Consider the following 18904-nt stretch of genomic DNA (forward strand, 5'->3'; position numbering starts at 1 on the left):
GCTTTCATTTCTGAAAACACTTTTAGTATAAATATATGATGTGAATTATAAATTAATCACACAGTTTTCTGCTGAAGCAAATTCGCTATAAGCAAAAGCATCTGCTTGTTCATCATTAACGTAAGTACCATCTACAACATATCTAAACTCGTAAGATGTATCTTTTGCTAAATCTAATGTACCTTTAAAAGTACCATTTTTCTGTTTTTTCAATTCTGTTGCTTTCGTATTCCACTCGTTAAAGCTTCCAACTACTGCTACACTTTTTGCCTCTTTTGCAGGTACAGAAAATGTTACCTTACATACTGGCTTACTTTTTAAATACTGCTTTTTAATTGCCATAATACTATAATTAATTAATTATGATTACAAAAGTATAAAAGAAAAATGCAATTAATATCTATTAAAGGCCTAAACACTAAAGAATTATCATTTTCTTAATATTGCAATTATTTTTTACTTGAGAATGTAATATATAAACGCTTATTTTAGTGGATTGATAACGCTACAATAAAATGCTTGAATGCTGATTATCAGTTAAATCGTTTTCGATAGTAGCTATCTGTTAAACTCTTTAAATCGCATTAACAATTTAGTGAAAAAACAAGTATCTTTATCTTATTAAATTACGATTATGTTTGGTAAGAAAAAACAAGTTTCGACTATAGATAAGGATCAGTTAGAGCTCATAGAAAACGCTCAAAAACGCATAAGACAAAAGAAGCGTTTGTTTATACATTTTGTGATATTTTTAATTGGTGCTGTATTTTTAATTTTAGCTAACACCGTTTTAGGTATTGGTAAAAATTTTACGATTGCAGGCGTTAATTGGTTTGTATATGCCATATTAGCTTGGTTATTGTTATTTATCTATCATTTTGTTAATGTTTTTATTACCAATAAATTTATGGGTAAGGATTGGGAAAAACAGCAGTTAGATAAATTGGTAAACTTACAACAAGAACGAATAGCAAAATTAAAGCAGAACTTTCTTAAAGAAGAATCTAAAATAGCACAGACTCAAGCCTACACCGAAGTAAAAGAAAATACGGTGACTTCTGAAAAAAAAAAATCTTCTGAGTTAACTATCATTGTAGCAGAGGGTGAAAATAATGCTATAGGTAAGGATAATGACTTAATATGGCATTTAAGTGACGACCTTAAACGATTTAAGTCTTTAACCAATGGTCATCATATTATTATGGGACGAAAAACATTTGAAAGTTTTCCGAAACCTTTGCCTAATAGAACTCATATAGTTATTACAAGACAAAAAGATTACAGCGCTCCGAGTGGAGTTATTGTCGTTAATTCTTTGGATGATGCTATAGACGCAGCCAGAAAAGATAAACAACCTTTTATTATAGGAGGAGGTGAAATTTATAAACAGGCTATGCCTTTAGTGGATAAACTAGAAATAACTAGAGTTCATGCTAGTTTTGAAAATGCGGATACATTTTTTCCTGTAATTGATGAGACAAGGTGGAAAGAAGTGAGTAGAACTACTCATGATGCTGATGAGAAACACGCATATGCATTCTCCTTTGTTACTTATGTAAAGAGATAAATCATCATTATTACAATCAAAATAAAAACACCCTAACTAAAATATAGTTAGGGTGTTTTTTGTATACTGTTTTGAGTATAATTTGTACTAAATATTAAAGGCAGTTTTCACTTTATCTATATAATCTAATTTTTCCCAAGTAAATAACTCTACATCTAAAGTAATAGGTTCTCCATTAGGCTGCTCAAATGTTTTTGACACTACCTCATGTTCTCTTCCCATGTGACCATAAGCTGCAGTTTCGCTATACATTGGCTGACGTAATTTTAAGCGGTCTTCAATGGCTGCAGGTCGCATATCAAATAGTTTTTCAACTGTTTTTGCAATTTCACCATCAGTTAAATTAAAAGGACAAGTACCGTAAGTGTCAATAAAAATAGCCATCGGTTCTACAACTCCAATAGCGTAAGAAACTTGCACTAATACTTCGTCACACAAACCAGCAGCAACTAAGTTTTTTGCAATATGTCTTGTTGCATATGCTGCACTTCTATCTACTTTACTTGGGTCTTTTCCAGAAAATGCTCCACCACCATGTGCTCCTTTTCCACCATATGTGTCAACAATAATCTTACGACCTGTTAAACCTGTATCTCCATGAGGTCCACCTATTACAAACTTCCCAGTTGGGTTGATGTGATATTTTATATCGTCATTAAATAGCAATTGAATATGTTCTGGCAATTTAGCTATAACTCTAGGAATTAAGATTTCAACGATATCTTTTCTAATTTTAGCTAACATCTTTTCTTCAGCATCAAAATCATCATGCTGCGTAGATACTACAATGGCTTCAATACGCTGAGGTGTGTTATCATCACTATATTCAATAGTAACCTGACTTTTAGAATCTGGTCTTAAATAGGTAATGTCTTTATTTTCGCGACGTAATTCTGCTAATTCTTTTAATATTCTGTGCGATAAATCTAAAGCCAAAGGCATATAGTTATCGGTTTCATTAGTGGCATAGCCAAACATCATACCTTGGTCACCAGCACCTTGTTCTTCTTTAGTTGCTCTGTCTACACCTCTGTTTATGTCTTCCGATTGTTCGTGAATGGCAGAAAATACACCACAAGAATTACCGTCAAACATATAAGCACTTTTAGTATAGCCTATTTTGTTTATGGTATCTCTTGCAATTTTCTGTACATCTAAATAGGTGTTCGATTTTACTTCACCAGCTAGAACAACCTGTCCCGTGGTAACTAAAGTTTCGCAAGCCACTTTAGATTCTGGATCAAAAGCTAAAAAATTATCAATTAATGCATCACTAATTTGATCTGCAACTTTGTCTGGATGGCCTTCAGAAACGCTCTCTGAAGTAAATAAATATGGCATAAATCCTTATTTTAGGTTATCGTTATTATACGGAAAAATTCAGATTGCTTGGTCGCTAGAGAAGTACAAAACTTACTGCTTTAGCATTTTTTGTTTCGGCTAAAATAAATTTAGCTTCAGAGGTTGCAATCAGATCAAATTTTTCCTCTCAATTTTGAAGTTACAAAAGTAGAAAAATTAAATGGAAAGAATGTTTATTTCATTTTTTTTATGATTTTATTCACTTTCAATGTATTACTGCTATTTACGAATATCGACAAAACAATGTAGCAATATTACTTAAGGTGAGTTTAATGTATACTTTTGAAAAAAATACCTAGATTTACATTATGCTTTCAAATAAGACAAAATACGGAATAAAGGCTTTAGTATTTTTAGCCAAGCAAGACCAACGTGTACCTGTGCAAATTTCCGTTATTTCTAAATCTGAAAATATATCTCAAAAATTTTTAGAAAGCATTTTATTGACCTTAAAAAAGAATGGTGTTTTGGGGTCTAAAAAAGGTAAAGGTGGAGGTTACTATTTACTAAAGGAGCCAAAAGATATTTCCATGACTACTGTTATGAGATTATTAGAAGGGCCAATTGCAATGGTGCCTTGCGTAAGTTTAAATTTCTATGAAAAATGTGAAGATTGTCCAGACGAAAACGCATGTGCCGTTAATAAATTAATGCTAAAAGTTAGAGATAATACTTTGCAAATATTCCGTAATACAAGCTTGGCTGATTTATCTAATTAGCAGATTCTCATTTTTTTATTCTTATTTTTTTTAAATAATTACGTTCTAAACTAGAATTAATTTATATGTTTGCATTACTCTAGTAAATCGATAGGGTAAAAGGATTAGTAAATTAATAGCATAATATGAGAAGCGTAGTACAAGCAGAATTAAGTATTGAAAAGGAAACACAAGTTTCTGTAGAACCACAAGAAAATATTAAAAGAAGTCTAATTAAAACCATTAGTTGGAGAGTTGTTGGAACTTTAGCAACGGTTATTATTTCTTATCTAATTACAGGGACTTTAGCTTTAGCTTTTTCAATTGGTGGAATAGAATTAATCTCTAAAATGGTGCTTTATTTCTTTCATGAACGCGCTTGGAATAATATAAAATGGGGAAAATGATTAACATAGATATAGATATTTGGAACAAAAAATTAAGGAATAAAACCCCTAATGAAATTGCAGAATGGGCTTTACAGTTATCAGATAATAGAATTGTGACTACGAGCTTTGGAGTATATTCTTCAGTTTTATTAAGTACAATGTCGCAACTCGATAAGGATATAAGAGTGGTTTGGTGTGATACATTATATAATCAGCCAAGCACTTACGAGCATGCTTCTAATTTAATAGACAAGTATAATCTTAATATTATAAAGTATCAAAGTTTATATACTAAAGAAGAGATAGATTCTACTATTGGAGTACCAAGTTTAGAAGATGATAATCATGCAGTTTTTTCAGAAGCTGTTAAACTTGAGCCTTTTAGGCGCGCCTTAAAAGAGCAAAATCCAGATATATGGTTTACTAATATTAGAGTAAGACAAACAGAATATAGAAATAAGAAAGATATTTTAAGTTATAGTAAAGATGGAATTCTTAAAGTGAGTCCGTTTTACTATTGGAGCGATACTGATTTAGATCAATATATAGAAGACAATCAATTAGCAAAAAACAGCTATTATTTCGATCCTATAAAGGCACTTCTCAATAGAGAATGTGGTATACATTTTCAATAAATAGAACAGATGCAAAGTTTCAGAACAGAATTAGAGAACCCTATAGTACAAAAGGATATTATTGAGTTAGCGAATAAAATTGAACTTTTTCAAAATGGAAAAATTGATGAAGAAAAATTTAGAAGTTTACGTTTAGCAAGAGGTATTTATGGTCAACGCCAAGAAGGTGTGCAAATGATTAGAATAAAACTGCCTTACGGTAAGGTTTTGAGTCATCAATTGCGTCGAATTTCTGAAGTGTCAGACAAATATTCTAGAAGTCGATTACACATTACAACGCGTCAAGACATTCAAATTCATTATGTAGATATTAATAGAACTCCAGAGCTTTGGGCAGAATTAGAGCGTGATGATGTTACTATTAGAGAAGCATGCGGAAACACAGTAAGGAATGTTACAGCTAGTGAGACTGCTGGTATTGATATTGACGAGCCATTTGATGTATCTCCTTATGCCGATGCTATTTTTAAATTCTTTTTGAGGAATTCTGTTTGTCAAGAAATGGGTAGAAAGTTTAAGGTCTCATTTTCTGCTTCAGATAAAGACACTGGTTTGTCCTACATGCACGATCTCGGTTTTATTGCTAAAATTGAAAATGGAGTTAAAGGTTTTAAAGTGATGTTAGCTGGTGGATTAGGTTCTCAACCAAGACATGCAGATTTGTTTTATGAGTTTTTACCATCAGATAAAATTATCCCATTAATGGAAGGGGTTTTAAGAGTTTTTGATCGTTATGGTGAACGAAAAAGTAGAGCCAAAGCACGACTTAAATTCTTATTAAAAGATATAGGACTTGATGCTTTTAAGCAATTGGTTGAAGAAGAGCAAAATGCTATAGAATTTAAAACGGTTACAATTGACGATAGTAGTTATACAGCATCAACACCAGTTAATGTAACAGCACCAGAAGTAGAAGTTAAAGATATTGAGGCATATAATTTATGGAAATCTACCAATGTCGTTCCTCAAAAACAAGAAGGGTATGTTGCTATTGGTATTAAAGTTTTATTAGGAGATTTTTATACGGATAAAGCACGTTTATTAGCAGATTTGGTTGAGCAATATGCAGCAGGAGAAATTAGATTGAGTTTAAGACAAAATATATTAATTCCTTTTGTAAAAGAAGATTTACTTCCTTTTTTCTATACTGAATTAGCAAAATTAGGTTTTGTAGAAGCTGGTTATAATAAAGCTGTAGATATTACAGCGTGTCCAGGAACTGACACTTGTAATTTGGGTATTTCTAGTAGTACAGGTATTGCAGAAGAATTAGAACGCGTTATTAAAGCTGAGTATCCTCAATATTTAGAAAATACAGATTTAGTCATTAAGATAAGTGGTTGTATGAATGCTTGTGGACAACATAATATGGCAAATATTGGTTTTCAAGGTATGTCCATTAGAACTAAAGATAAATTAGTGGCTCCTGCATTGCAAGTGCTTTTAGGCGGTGGAAATTTAGGTAATGGAAATGCCTATTTTGCAGATAAAGTTGTAAAAGTTCCGAGTAGAAGAGGACCAGAAGCATTACGAAGAATCTTAAATGATTTTGAAGAGCATGCAAATGGAAAAGTCTTTGTGGATTATTATAAAGAAAAAGGGGAAAAGTATTTTTACCAATTACTCACCGATTTATCAAATATTGAAAATCTTACGCAAGAAGATTTTATAGATTGGGGAACAGAGAAACAGTATGTAAAAGCAATTGGAATTGGTGAATGTGCAGGTGTTGTTATTGATTTAATTGCAACGCTTTTCTTAGAAAGTGATGAGAAAATTGCAGAGGCAAAAGAAGCTTTTGATAATAAAGTATACTCTAGTGCTATTTACGAAGCCTACCGTTCAATGGTAAACTCGGCTAAAGCAATTTTACTTTCAGAAAACATAAATACAAATACACAAGCCGGCATTATAAGTCAGTTTGATGAGTTGTTTGTTGCAACAAAAAAAGTAGACTTAAGTGCTACTTTTTCAGAAATTATTTATCAAATAAAAGTGTTTCCACCTACAGAACAATTTGCTAGGAATTATATAAATGCTGCAGAACAATTTTTAAAAAGCGTTAGAGCTTTTAGAGAGAAACAAGTTGAAGTAAAAATCTAAAGTTATGACACCAAAATTAACGATTGTAGGAGCAGGTCCTGGAGATGTAGATTTAATTACTGTGAAGGCAATTAAAGCATTAGCATCAGCAGATGTTATTTTATATGATGCTCTTGTAAATAAAGATTTATTAGAATATGCGTCGCCTAAAACAGAATTGATTTTTGTAGGAAAACGAAAAGGATGTTATGCTTATCAGCAAAATCAAATTAACGATTTAATTGTTGAGAGAGCGCTTCGATGTGGTCATGTAGTGAGACTAAAAGGTGGTGATCCATTTATATTTGGTCGTGGTGCAGAAGAACTAGAATACGCTAAAGAATATGCTATTGAAGTAGCAATAGTTCCTGGTATTTCTTCTTCTGCAGCAGTACCAGCATATCAAGGCATTCCATTAACCAAACGTAATGCTTCAGAAAGTTTTTGGGTAATTACAGGCACCACAAAATCACATAAAATTTCTGGTGATATTGCACTTGCAGCTAAATCTACTGCAACTGTCGTTATTTTAATGGGAATGAGTAAGCTTTCAGAAATTGTTCAAATTTTTTCTAATGAAGGCAAAGGCGAAACAGCAATTGCAATTATTCAAAATGGTACTAGACCAAACGAGAAAGTTGGTATAGGTAAAATGTCTAATATTGAATCTATTGTTGAAGAAAAACAACTCTCTAATCCTGCCATAATCATCATAGGCGAAGTGGTTAATCAGCGTGTAGATCTAAGTAATATTTATTCTAGAGCAGATTTAGCGCAGTATAATAATCAAAAATTAATTGCTTAACCATGGAAAGGAATAATTTGTATCCCATTTTTCTAAAAGCTAAAAATCTCAATATTTTAATTGTTGGAGGTGGTTATGTTGCAGAAGAAAAGTTAACCTTTCTTTTAAAGTCTAGTCCAGACGCAAATGTAACTATGGTTTCGCCAATGTATCGATCAGGAACGATAAATATAGCGAACACAGGCAACGTAAAACGTATTGAGGATAGTTATAAAAATTCTTATTTAAAAGATCATCATGTGGTTATTGCCACAACAGATATACCTGAAGTAAATATCAAAATATATGAGGATTGTCGTTTACAAAGCAAATTAGTTAATGTAGCAGATAATCCACCATATTGTGATTTTTATATGGGAGGTATTGTAACGAAGGGTAATGTAAAAGTGGCTATTTCTACTAACGGAAAATCACCAACTACAGCTAAACGTTTACGTCAATTTTTTGAAGATGTCATACCAGAAAATATTGATGATTTAGTAAAAAACCTCAATATATACAGAAAAACAATAAAGGGAGATTTTGAACAGAAAGTCGAAAAATTAAACGAATTCACTAAAGGTTTAGTCGAAAAAATATAGATTATGATTAAAACAGATATACTAATTATAGGAGCAGGACCAACAGGTTTATTTACAGTATTTGAAGCTGGATTGCTAAAATTAAAGTGTCATTTAATTGATGCTTTGCCTCAACCTGGAGGTCAATGTTCCGAATTATATCCTAAAAAACCAATTTATGATATTCCAGGATTTCCAGAAATATTAGCAGGAGATTTAACCTCTAATTTATTAGAACAAGGCAAACAATTTGAGCCTGGTTTTACTTTAGGTGAGCGAGCAGAAACAATAGAGAAGTTAGAAGATGATAGTTTTATTGTTACAACCAATAAGGGGACAAAACACCATGCTCCAATTATTGCTATTGCTGGTGGTTTAGGTAGTTTTGAGCCTAGAAAACCTCAATTAGAGCATATTGATAAATACGAAGATAATGGGTTGGCCTACTTTATAAAAGATCCAGAAGTGTATCGCGATAAAAAAGTGGTAATTGCAGGAGGTGGAGATTCTGCTTTAGATTGGAGTATTTTCCTAGCAGATGTCGCTTCAGAAGTAACTTTAGTACATAGAAGAAACGAGTTTAGAGGAGCGTTAGATTCTGTAGAGCGAGCACAAGAGTTAAAGTTAATTGGTAAAATAAATATTATAACACCAGCAGAAATTACAGCCTTGCATGGTAAAAATCATATAGAAGGAGTTGCCGTTACTAAAGATGGTGAAACCCAAATAATAGAAGCGGATGCTTTTATTCCTCTTTTTGGATTATCTCCAAAATTAGGTCCAATAGGAAATTGGGGACTTGAGATAGAAAAGAATGCGATAAAAGTAGATACATTAGATTATCAAACTAACATTCCTGGAATTTACGCCATTGGAGATGTTAATGCTTACGAAGGAAAACTTAAATTGATTCTTTGTGGTTTTCATGAAGCAACATTAATGTGTCAATCAGCTTATAAAAGATTAAACCCAGGAAAGAAATTTGTTCTAAAATACACTACTGTAAGTGGAATAGATGGTTTTGATGGTACAAGAAAAGAATCACCTAAAGCTGTAGTAAAAGCCATTGTGTAATATCTACTGTGATTCAGATACCGTGATATGATTTATACATAATGGTAACTGTTTGTTAGGGTTTAATTAACAATAGTACCTTCTTTTAATTAGATATTTGCACATATTAATTAAGCCCTTAATCATGAAATTGATAAATAAGTATAAATCAGATTTTAGATTTGCTTTACAGCTTTTAGCGCTGACGGTTGTATCTTTAATTGCTGCTATTTTTGTATAAAAGTCTTGTAGCCTACTTAAGCTGCTAATTGTAATTATTGATTATTTTTGTGCCTCAATAATTATCAATGCGAAATCGTTTATGCTCCGTTTTAATAATAATGTCTGTTGCTCTCTATGGACAAGATGAAAAGCATAGCACGTATTTTGATCTCAATTATTTTGGAGGAAATATAGCTGTTCATAATAATGATATTCTTCATTTAATTACAGGACATCCAGAAGGTTTTATTTTTAGTATAAATAAGAAAACTTATGGGAATAAAGCTTGGGAGCAACGTTTTAATTATCCAGATTACGGTGCATCCTTTATTTATCAAGATTTTAAAAATGACAAGCTAGGTGATGCTTATGGGTTGTATGCCCATTATAATTTTTATTTTCTCAATCGGAATTTAATGTTGCGTATTGGCCAAGGTTTAGTGTATAATACTAATCCTTATGATAAAATTGAAAATCCGAAGAATGTAGCATTTGGATCAGATATTTTAAGTTCTACCTATTTAATGATTAATTACAAAAAAGAGCAAATGTTTAATCGTTTTGGTTTGCAAACAGGCTTTTCCTTAATTCATTATTCTAACGCAAATGTAAAAGCTCCAAATACAAGTGTAAATACAATTGCTTTTAATGTTGGTGTCATTTACAATCTAGACGAGGAAAATCGTGAATTTATTGATAATCTTAATGATGAAAAATTCACAGAAAACATAAAATTTAATTTTGCCTTTAGATCTGGTATTAATCAAAGTGATGTAATTGGAAGTAAACAATTTCCATTTTATGTTTTCTCTGGTTATGCAGATAAGCGTTTAAGTCATTTTAGTGCCATTCAGTTTGGTGCAGATGTATTTTTCTCAAAATTTTTGAAAGAACTGATATATTATCAATCTGTGTCTTACCCAGAATTAGAGGTCAGTGGAGATGAAGATTACAGACGTGTTGGGTTATTTGTTGGGCATGAATTGTTTGTAAATAAATTATCTGTTGAAACCCAATTTGGTTATTATGTGTATTATCCTTACGATTTTGAAGGACAAACCTATTTAAGAATAGGTTTAAAACGTTATTTTGGAAAAAAAATATTTGGTGCAGTAACACTAAAATCTCATGCAGCCAAAGCAGAGGCTGTTGAGTTTGGAGTAGGAGTTAGACTTTAAATGGTTATACTCAATATTACTGAAATGATATTGTATTAAAATACCTAAGACATAAGAGGAAACATTAATCTGAAATCATAAAATGAGAAAAATAATATATTTATTAGCACTTTCTTTCTTTGCTTGCAATAGTGAAGATGCTTATGATTGTTTTCAGGCTTCGGGAAGTCTAATGCAACAAGAAATTTCAGTTTCAGATTTTGAAAGTATTTTAGTAAATAGAGATATAGAGTTAATTATTAAAGAAGCATCAGTTTATAAAGTAACTATTGAAACAGGTGAAAATTTAATAAACGATGTTAAGGCAGAAGTAATTGGAGATCAGTTAGTGTTAACCGATAATAATTCTTGTAATTATGTGAGAGATTATGGCATAACAAAGGTATATGTAGAAGCACCAAATCTTACAGAAATAAGAACTTCCACTCAATTTGAAATTGCATCAGACGGAATTTTAAATTACGAAACACTTACACTATATTCTGAAGATTTTAATGAGAATAATGACTATACAATTGGAGATTTTAGACTGACTTTAAATTCTGAAAATTTTAAAGTAGTCTCTAATAATCTTTCATTTTACTACATAGATGGAGTTGTAGAAACTTTATTTGTTGGTTTTTACTCTGGTGCAGGACGCTTTGAAGGAGAAAATCTAATCGCTCAAAATGTTACTGTTTTTCAGCGTAGCAGTAACGATATGGTTGTAAATCCACAACAATCTCTCACAGGAGAACTGCGAGGAACAGGTGATTTAATTTCAGTTAACCAACCAGCAATTGTAGAGGTGGAGCGATTTTACGACGGTCAATTACTTTTTGAGTAAATTAAACGATTGTTTTGCAATCTCTAATTCTTCATTAGTTGGTATCACTAGAATTTTAACTTTAGAATCCTTAGAGTTAATAGATCTAATTGTTTTTAGATGCTCATTATTTTTGTCTAAGTCTAATTTTATGCCTAAAAAGTCTAAGTCATTACAAATTAATTCTCTCATATAGTTAGAGTTTTCACCGATACCAGCAGTGAAAACAATAGCGTCTAAACCATTTAGAATAGCTGCATAACTACCAATGTATTTTTTAATACGATAGGTATTCATTTTAAGTGCAAGTTCACATGCTTTATCACCTTCTAGAGCTTTCTCTTCAATATCTCTTAAGTCACTATAGCCTGTGAGTCCTAACATACCGCTCTTTTTTAGAAGTAGTGTGTTTATCTCATCTAAACTCATTTTTAATTTTTCTGCTAAGTAAAAAATTATGGATTGGTCTATGTCACCAGATCGGGTTCCCATTATTAATCCATTAATAGGTGAGAATCCTAAAGAATGGTCAATGCTTTTTCCATTTTTTACTGCAGACATACTACAGCCATTCCCTAAATGAATGGTAATAATATTAGATTCTTTTTTACCTATAAATTCAATGGCCTTTTCACTAACATATTTGTGACTAGTGCCATGGAATCCATATAATCTTATATTATGTTTGTCCGAAAATTCGTTTGGAATTGCATATTTATAGGCATGTTCTGGTATTGTTTGATGAAAAGCGGTATCAAAAACTGCTACTTGTTTTGCGTTTTTAAAAATAGACTCAGCAACTTTAATTCCTTCTAAATTAGCCGGATTGTGCAATGGAGCCAATGAAGATAAGGCTTCTATTTTATCTTTTACTTCTTTTGTTATTTCAGCAGTTTTACTAAAGTGTTTTCCGCCATGTACAACTCTATGTGCAACGATATCTATATCCTCAGCAGATTTTATAATTCCTGTTTCCTTATCTAGTAATTGTTTTGATAATAGTTCTAATGCTGCATTATGATTAAGAATAGGAGTGACAACTTCAATAGAACCCGTTTTTGTTTCATATTTAAATTTAGCGTCTTCTGAACCAATACGTTCAATTAAGCCAGAACATAAAACGGTTTCATTAGGCATTAAGAATAATTGAAATTTTAACGAAGAACTTCCTGAGTTTAATACTAATATTTGTTGCATGGGCTTAAAATTCTTGGGCTTGGATGGCAGTTATAATTACGGTACTATAAATATCGTCTGTGGTACAACCTCTACTTAAGTCATTAACTGGTTTATTTAATCCTTGTAACATTGGGCCAATAGCTAAAGCACCTGTTTCTCTTTGTACCGCTTTATACGTGTTATTTCCGGTATTTAAATCTGGGAAAATTAATACACTCGCTTGACCAGCCACTTCAGAATCTGGTAATTTACTTTTTCCGATACGCATATCTACAGCCGCATCGTATTGTATTGGGCCTTCAATTTTTAAATGAGGAGCTTTATGTTTTGCGATTTCTGTTGCTTTTCTCACTTTGTCTACTTCTTCACCTTTTCCGGATGCTCCAGAAGAATAAGATAACATCGCAACTTTAGGTTCAATACCAAAATCTTGAGCTGTTTTAGCAGATGAAATGGCGATTTCTGCAAGCTCTTCGGCATTAGGATTAGGGTTTATTGCACAATCTCCAAATATGGATATTCGGTCTTCCAAACACATAAAAAATACGGAGGATACAATATTAACTCCAGGTTTTGTTTTTATAAATTGTAATGCAGGACGGAGTGTATGCGCTGTGGTATGCACAGCTCCAGAAACCATACCATCTGCATGACCTTTATAAATCATCATTGTAGCAAAATAAGACACATCAGACATGGTATCTTTTGCCATATCCAAGTTAACATTTTTATGTTTCCTTAATTCGTAGAACGTATTAACGTAATCGTCAAAATGCTCTGATTCTTGTGGGGAAACAATATTTACTTTTGCTGTGTCTAAAGCAATATCTAGTTTTTTAATGCGCTCCAATATTTTGTCTTTATCTCCAATAAGAGTTAAATCTACAACTTGGGCATCTATTAATCTCGCCGAAGCTCTAAGAACACGTTCGTCATAACCTTCAGGTAGAACAATATGTTTTTTGTTTTTTAAGGCTTGTTGTAACAGATTATATTGAAACATTCTTGGTGTAAAACCTTCAGACTTAAAAGTGATTAAGTCGTTAGAAAGTTTGTCTGTATCAACATGTTTTTCAAACGTAGCTATTGAGGATTCAATTTTTTCAGTGTTTTCGGCATAAATTTTAGATTTAATCTTGCCAATAGCATTGGTTACTGTATACGTTCCTTCTGCAACACTAATAATTGGTAATATACTTGATAAACCTTCAATTAGTTTTAAAATTGGTTCCTCTGGCACTAAACCACCTGTAAGTACAATTCCAGAAATTTTTGGATAGTTTTTAGAGATATTAGCTTGTAATGCGCCTAATATAATGTCTGCTCTATCTCCAGGTGTAATAACTAAAGCGTTTTCCTTTAAGTGTGTTAAATAATTGCGCAATTGCATGGCGCCAACACTAAAGTTTTCAGATTCATTATTAATCATGTCTTCTCCAAAGAGAATTGTCCCTTTTAAGGCTTTGGTAATTTCCTTAATTGTGGGAGACGATAAACTTTTTATAACCGGTATTACAGATACATTAGTACTTTGTTTAATACGCTCTTTTAAACGCAGTTTTAAAATGTCTGTATCAGATGGGTTTACTTTATTTGTAATTATAGAAAGTACTTTAACTTCTGCTTTAAATGTATCGTACGCTAATTGTGTGTTATCTATAATGTGGTCTATAGGTTTTTTAAATCCATTGGCTACTATAATTACAGGAAGTCCAAGGTTTTTAGAAATAAGGATATTAATATCTAAATCTAAATTGGTGTTTTCATTAGAAAAATCTGTTCCCTCCACAAGGATAATATCAAAACGCTCTTCTAGATATTTGTATTTTTTTATAATTTGATCTATAACACTACCAGATTTTCCTTTGTTGTATAAATCTAGTACTTCGCTTCGGGTAAAAGCATAGGTGTTTTTATAATTTATGTCTAATTCAAAATGTGATAAGACCGTATTAATGTGGTTATCTAATTCACCATTTTTGGTGTTTTCTATAATAGGTCTGAAGTAACCGACTTTAGCTGTTTTACCTAAAAGCATTCGCATAAGGCCTAAAACCACAACAGATTTACCACTGTTAGGTTCTATGGTCGCTACATAAATTCCTTTACTCATTCGATATGTGTTATGTTGAAAAGAGACATTATTGTTTATATATAAATAGTGCGTCTTTAGTCCTTAAAGTTAATAAAATTATGACGCAAAGTTAAAATGGGTAAGTGCTTTTAAAGCTGATATTTATCATGCTTTTAAAGAAACAACAAAATTGGTTAACCAATTTTAGCTAATATATAAAAATAATTAATTACTGGTTAAGTCTCTAAATAAACTCTCTAAACTCGCGTTTTTCTGATTTAATTGTAGAATTTTTAAATCATTATCATGAGCAAAATCAAAAACATGAGAACGCATATCTTCTTTAGTAGAAAAAGTAATTTCATAAACAAAACTATGCGTGTTTTTAACAGTAGCAACCTTTGGTAGTTTTAAAAGAAAAGCATCTTCAACTCTATAGTCAAATTCTACAATCACAATTTGTTCTTGGCCAGCTCTTAAATCTTTTAAGTATTTGTCTGCAACAATTTCACCCTTATTAATTATAATGACACGATCACACATGGCTTCAACCTCTTGCATTATATGTGTAGAAAGAAATACTGTTTTTTCTTTACCAATGGTTTTTATTAGATTTCTAATATCTACTAATTGATTAGGGTCTAAACCTGTTGTTGGTTCGTCTAAAATTAATACCTCAGGATTATGTAATAAGGCATTTGCTAAACCAACACGTTGTCTGTAACCTTTAGATAGCTGACTTATTTTTTTATGTGCTTCTGGTTTTAAACCTGTTAGTTCTATAACTTCTTCAATTCTAGATTTTGGAGTGTTATAAACGTTGGCATTAAAATTTAAATATTCCTTTACATACAAATCTGTATACAGCGGATTGTGTTCTGGCAAGTATCCAACACTACTTTGTACGCTTTTTTTATCTGTAGTAACATCGAAACCATTCACATTTGCGGATCCTTCAGAGGCTTCAATATAAGTAGTTAAGATTTTCATCATAGTTGATTTTCCAGCCCCATTTGGACCTAAAAAACCAACAATCTCAGCATCCTTTACCTTAAAGGAAACATCGTTTAGAGCCTTTTGGTTTTTGTAGAGTTTTGTAATGTTTTGAACTTCAATAGACATATAGAAAGAAATTAAGTCAGAATTTTAATCAAAAATAGGTAATTCCGAATATTGAATTGCAATTATTATCGATTCTTTAAAACTTTCAGTTATTCTTTAAAAAAGCTTGGTTACAATTTTGATTTGTAAAAATAATAATTACATTAGCGATATAATTATAGATTTTCACAGTGGTGGAAAATAAAATATGAACATATCTAAAGCATATTATAACTGGTTTTATTTCTTTTTTAGCTAAAGGAACGAGACTGAATATGTATTATTTAAATATAAAATTATAAAGTCTCAATTTAATTGAGACTTTTTTTTGTTCAAAAAATTAAGATTATAAAAATTGAAAAAGCCAATTGCCATACAAGGAATTAAGGGATCATTTCATCATTTAGTGGTTCAGAATTATTTTAATACAGATTCTGAGGTATTAGAATGTATGTCTTTTGATGATGTTGTAAATTCATTATTAGAAAAGCAAACCGATGAGGTTGTTATGGCTTTAGAAAATTCTATAGCAGGTTCAATTATTCCTAATTATGCCCTTATTGATAGTCATAATTTAAGTATTGTTGGTGAGCATTATTTAGAAATTGAACATTGTTTAATGGCTCTAGAGAATCAAACTATTTTAGATATTAAAGAAGTGCATTCGCACCCAATGGCATTGTTACAATGCAAGCTGTTTTTTAAAGCTTATCCACATATAAAATTAGTAGAAGCAAAGGATACTGCAGATGTTGCTAAACAGATCTCTGAGCAAAATATTAAGGGAGTAGCTGCAATTGCAAGTAAGAATGCGTCAGAATTATATAATTTAAATCTTTTAGCAGAAAGTATTCAAACGATAAAGCATAACGAGACACGTTTTGTAATTGTAAAGCGAAACAATGATGAAAAAAATATTGAGGCCATTAATAAAGTCTCTTTAAAGTTTGAATTAGATCACAAGCGAGGCAGTTTAGCAACTGTATTAAATGTGTTGAGTGATTGTAAATTAAACCTTACTAAAATACAATCGTTGCCAAAAATTGAAACACCTTGGAAGTATGCTTTCTTCGTGGATGTCACTTTTGATGCTTATAAAGATTTTGAAAAAGCAAAATCTATAATGAGTTTAATGGCAGAAAACTTTAAAATATTAGGCGAATATAAAAATGCAAGACGATGATAGAAGTTGCAAAACGTTTACAAAATGTTGAAGAATACTACTTTTCTAAAAAGTTGAGGGAAGTTGCGCTGTTAAAAGCACAAGGAAAGCCTATCATTAATTTAGGAATTGGTAGTCCAGATTTAGAGCCACCTTTTAAGGCTTCTATGGCACTGCAAGATAGTTTAGTAGATGAAAAAGCACACCAATATCAAAGTTACCAAGGTCTGCCAGAATTACGCGAAGAAATTTCAAATTTCTACAAGAGACATTATACTGTAGATTTAAGTTCTCAAACTGAAGTCTTACCATTAATGGGGAGTAAGGAAGGTATTATGCACATTTCTATGGCTTTTTTAAATAAAGGCGATAAAGTTTTAATACCAAACCCAGGTTACCCAACATATGCTTCTGTTACTAAATTATTGGAAGCAAAACCTATTTATTACGACTTAAAGGAAAAAAACAATTGGCAGCCAGATTTTAAGGCTTTAGAACGTTTGGATTTAAGACGAGTAAAAATTATGTGGATTAATTATCCGCATATGCCAACTGGTAGGAATGCTGATAATAAGTTTTATGATAAGATTATTGCTTTTGGTAAACGACACAATATTTTAATTGTAAATGACAATCCTTACAGTTTTATACTTAACGAAAAACCAATTAGCATTTTTAGATATAAAGATGCAAAGCATGTCTGTTTAGAGTTAAATTCATTGAGTAAAACTTTTAATATGGCAGGCTGGAGAGTAGGTATGTTAGTGGGTAATTATGATTTTGTAAGCGCAGTGTTACGTGTTAAAAGTAATATGGATTCTGGTATGTTTTATGGCATTCAAAAAGGAGCTATAGAGGCTTTAAAATGTTCAGATATGTGGTTTCAAAGCTTAAATAGTGTGTATCAAACTCGGAGAGATTTAATATGGCAATTAGCAGATAATCTTAATTGTACTTATGATAAAGATGCTACAGGTTTATTTGTTTGGGCAAAATTACCGCCTCATATAAAATCTGAAGAATTTACAGATATGGTTTTAAAAGAACATTCCATTTTTATAACACCAGGAACCGTTTTTGGAAGTAACGGAGAGGGCTATGTGCGTTTTTCATTATGTGCAGATGCCACAATTATTAAAGAAGCAATAGCAAGAGTTTAGTGTGTATGAACAATATTTTTATAATAGGAGTAGGATTAATTGGAGGAAGTTTCGCTTTAGATATTAAAAAATTATATCCAAAAAGTAACGTATTTGGTATAGATAAAAGGGAAGCGCATTTAGATGAGGCTATTAATCTTAAGATTATTGATCAAAAAGCAAATTTTGAAGATTTAGAAAAAGCAGATCTGGTCATTATAGCAATTCCTGTAGATGCAACGGTAAACGTTTTGCCTAAAGTGTTAGATGAGATATCTGATAATGCTATTGTTTTTGATGCAGGTTCTACCAAAGAACACATTTGTTTAACGGTAAAAAATCATCCAAAACGACGAAATTATTTAGCTGCACATCCTATTGCAGGTACAGAGCATTCTGGTCCTAAAGCGGCAATTAATGGTTTGTATAAAAACAAGACAAATATCATTTGCGAAGTTGAAGAAACGGCATTTAAGCTTCAAGAAAAAGCTTTAAAACTATTTTCAGATTTAGGAATGCGTATTCGCTACATGAATCCTAAAGCACACGATAAACATATCGCTTACGTGTCTCATTTGTCGCACATCAGTGCTTTTATGTTAGGTAAAACGGTTATTGATAAAGAAAGAAATGAACGCGATATTTTTGATATGGCAGGCAGTGGGTTTAGAAGTACAGTACGTTTAGCAAAAAGTTCGCCAGCCATGTGGACACCAATTTTTGAACAGAATAAAACCAATGTCATAGAAACTTTAGATGAATACATCAATAATCTAAAGCACTTTAAAAATTTGATGGAAGACGATAATTTTGAAGCTGTTTTTAACGAAATGGAAACGACAAATAGAATAAAAGATATTTTAAACGGAATACAATAGTAATTAGATTAATAT

The 18904-nt window shown here is 31.5% G+C and carries 18 protein-coding genes; 13 read left to right on the forward strand and 5 right to left on the reverse strand.

The window, feature by feature from the left end; translation table 11 throughout:
• Positions 1-45 precede the first annotated feature (45 nt).
• On the reverse strand, positions 46-342 hold the full coding sequence (locus tag DFQ10_RS13200) for an isoamylase early set domain-containing protein (protein WP_115817906.1): 297 nt from the start codon (positions 340-342) through the stop codon (positions 46-48).
• Between the two features lie 292 nt (positions 343-634).
• On the opposite strand from DFQ10_RS13200, the gene DFQ10_RS13205 reads away from it, so the two are divergent.
• A complete protein-coding gene (locus tag DFQ10_RS13205; protein ID WP_115817907.1) occupies positions 635-1567 on the forward strand; it encodes a dihydrofolate reductase in 933 nt (310 codons plus the stop codon).
• Between the two features lie 87 nt (positions 1568-1654).
• On the opposite strand, the gene metK is transcribed toward DFQ10_RS13205, so the two are convergent.
• The gene (gene metK, locus DFQ10_RS13210) at positions 1655-2908 is read right to left on the reverse strand and encodes a methionine adenosyltransferase (RefSeq protein ID WP_115817908.1); all 1254 of its coding nucleotides are present in this window, start codon (positions 2906-2908) and stop codon (positions 1655-1657) included.
• 329 nt (positions 2909-3237) lie between these two features.
• On the opposite strand from metK, the gene DFQ10_RS13215 reads away from it, so the two are divergent.
• From DFQ10_RS13215 to DFQ10_RS13255, 9 genes are all read left to right on the forward strand, one after another.
• A complete protein-coding gene (locus tag DFQ10_RS13215; protein ID WP_115817909.1) occupies positions 3238-3648 on the forward strand; it encodes an RrF2 family transcriptional regulator in 411 nt (136 codons plus the stop codon).
• A 125-nt stretch (positions 3649-3773) separates the two neighbouring features.
• Positions 3774-4034, forward strand: coding sequence for a DUF2061 domain-containing protein (locus tag DFQ10_RS13220; protein WP_115817910.1), 261 nt, complete (start codon positions 3774-3776; stop codon positions 4032-4034).
• Positions 4031-4651 (forward strand): phosphoadenosine phosphosulfate reductase domain-containing protein, encoded by a 621-nt coding sequence (locus tag DFQ10_RS13225; protein ID WP_115818007.1) that lies wholly within the window; start codon positions 4031-4033, stop codon positions 4649-4651. The genes DFQ10_RS13220 and DFQ10_RS13225 overlap by 4 nt, the downstream gene beginning before the upstream one ends.
• A 9-nt stretch (positions 4652-4660) precedes the next feature.
• Positions 4661-6754: a HEPN domain-containing protein gene (locus DFQ10_RS13230; RefSeq protein WP_115817911.1), complete on the forward strand. Its 2094-nt coding sequence runs from the start codon at positions 4661-4663 to the stop codon at positions 6752-6754.
• Between the two features lie 4 nt (positions 6755-6758).
• Positions 6759-7538 carry a uroporphyrinogen-III C-methyltransferase gene (cobA, locus tag DFQ10_RS13235; RefSeq protein WP_115817912.1) on the forward strand — a complete coding sequence of 260 codons (780 nt, stop codon included), beginning with the start codon at positions 6759-6761 and terminating at the stop codon, positions 7536-7538.
• Positions 7539-7540: 2 nt separating this feature from the next.
• Complete coding sequence (locus tag DFQ10_RS13240; protein ID WP_115817913.1) at positions 7541-8119, forward strand: precorrin-2 dehydrogenase/sirohydrochlorin ferrochelatase family protein; 579 nt, start codon at positions 7541-7543, stop codon at positions 8117-8119.
• Positions 8120-8122: 3 nt separating this feature from the next.
• Entirely contained in the window at positions 8123-9172 is a 1050-nt protein-coding gene (locus tag DFQ10_RS13245) for an NAD(P)/FAD-dependent oxidoreductase (protein ID WP_115817914.1), read from the forward strand.
• A 320-nt stretch (positions 9173-9492) separates the two neighbouring features.
• Positions 9493-10551, forward strand: coding sequence for an acyloxyacyl hydrolase (locus DFQ10_RS13250; RefSeq protein ID WP_245940708.1), 1059 nt, complete (start codon positions 9493-9495; stop codon positions 10549-10551).
• An 82-nt stretch (positions 10552-10633) separates the two neighbouring features.
• Positions 10634-11377, forward strand: coding sequence for a head GIN domain-containing protein (locus DFQ10_RS13255; RefSeq protein WP_115817916.1), 744 nt, complete (start codon positions 10634-10636; stop codon positions 11375-11377).
• Here DFQ10_RS13255 and DFQ10_RS13260 read toward each other — a convergent pair.
• The 3 genes from DFQ10_RS13260 to gldA form a co-directional block, all read right to left on the reverse strand.
• Positions 11363-12553: an acetate/propionate family kinase gene (locus DFQ10_RS13260; protein WP_115817917.1), complete on the reverse strand. Its 1191-nt coding sequence runs from the start codon at positions 12551-12553 to the stop codon at positions 11363-11365. The two genes, DFQ10_RS13255 and DFQ10_RS13260, sit on opposite strands and share 15 nt — an antisense overlap.
• A gap of 4 nt (positions 12554-12557) precedes the next feature.
• Positions 12558-14648, reverse strand: a complete 2091-nt coding sequence (pta, locus tag DFQ10_RS13265) for a phosphate acetyltransferase (protein WP_115817918.1) — start codon at positions 14646-14648, stop codon at positions 12558-12560.
• Between the two features lie 186 nt (positions 14649-14834).
• The gene (gene gldA, locus DFQ10_RS13270; RefSeq protein WP_115817919.1) at positions 14835-15731 is read right to left on the reverse strand and encodes a gliding motility-associated ABC transporter ATP-binding subunit GldA; all 897 of its coding nucleotides are present in this window, start codon (positions 15729-15731) and stop codon (positions 14835-14837) included.
• A 334-nt stretch (positions 15732-16065) separates the two neighbouring features.
• Here gldA and DFQ10_RS13275 point away from each other — a divergent pair, with 334 nt between their 5' ends.
• The 3 genes from DFQ10_RS13275 to DFQ10_RS13285 are packed head-to-tail and all read left to right on the forward strand — an operon-like array spanning position 16066 to position 18889.
• Positions 16066-16893, forward strand: coding sequence for a prephenate dehydratase (locus DFQ10_RS13275; RefSeq protein WP_115817920.1), 828 nt, complete (start codon positions 16066-16068; stop codon positions 16891-16893).
• Positions 16890-18032: a pyridoxal phosphate-dependent aminotransferase gene (locus DFQ10_RS13280; protein ID WP_115817921.1), complete on the forward strand. Its 1143-nt coding sequence runs from the start codon at positions 16890-16892 to the stop codon at positions 18030-18032. Before DFQ10_RS13275 ends, DFQ10_RS13280 begins: the two co-directional genes overlap by 4 nt.
• 5 nt (positions 18033-18037) lie before the next feature.
• The gene (locus DFQ10_RS13285; protein WP_115817922.1) at positions 18038-18889 is read left to right on the forward strand and encodes a prephenate dehydrogenase; all 852 of its coding nucleotides are present in this window, start codon (positions 18038-18040) and stop codon (positions 18887-18889) included.
• Positions 18890-18904 lie beyond the last annotated feature (15 nt).

It is taken from the genome of Winogradskyella eximia, from assembly GCF_003386165.1.
GTDB lineage: Bacteria > Bacteroidota > Bacteroidia > Flavobacteriales > Flavobacteriaceae > Winogradskyella > Winogradskyella eximia.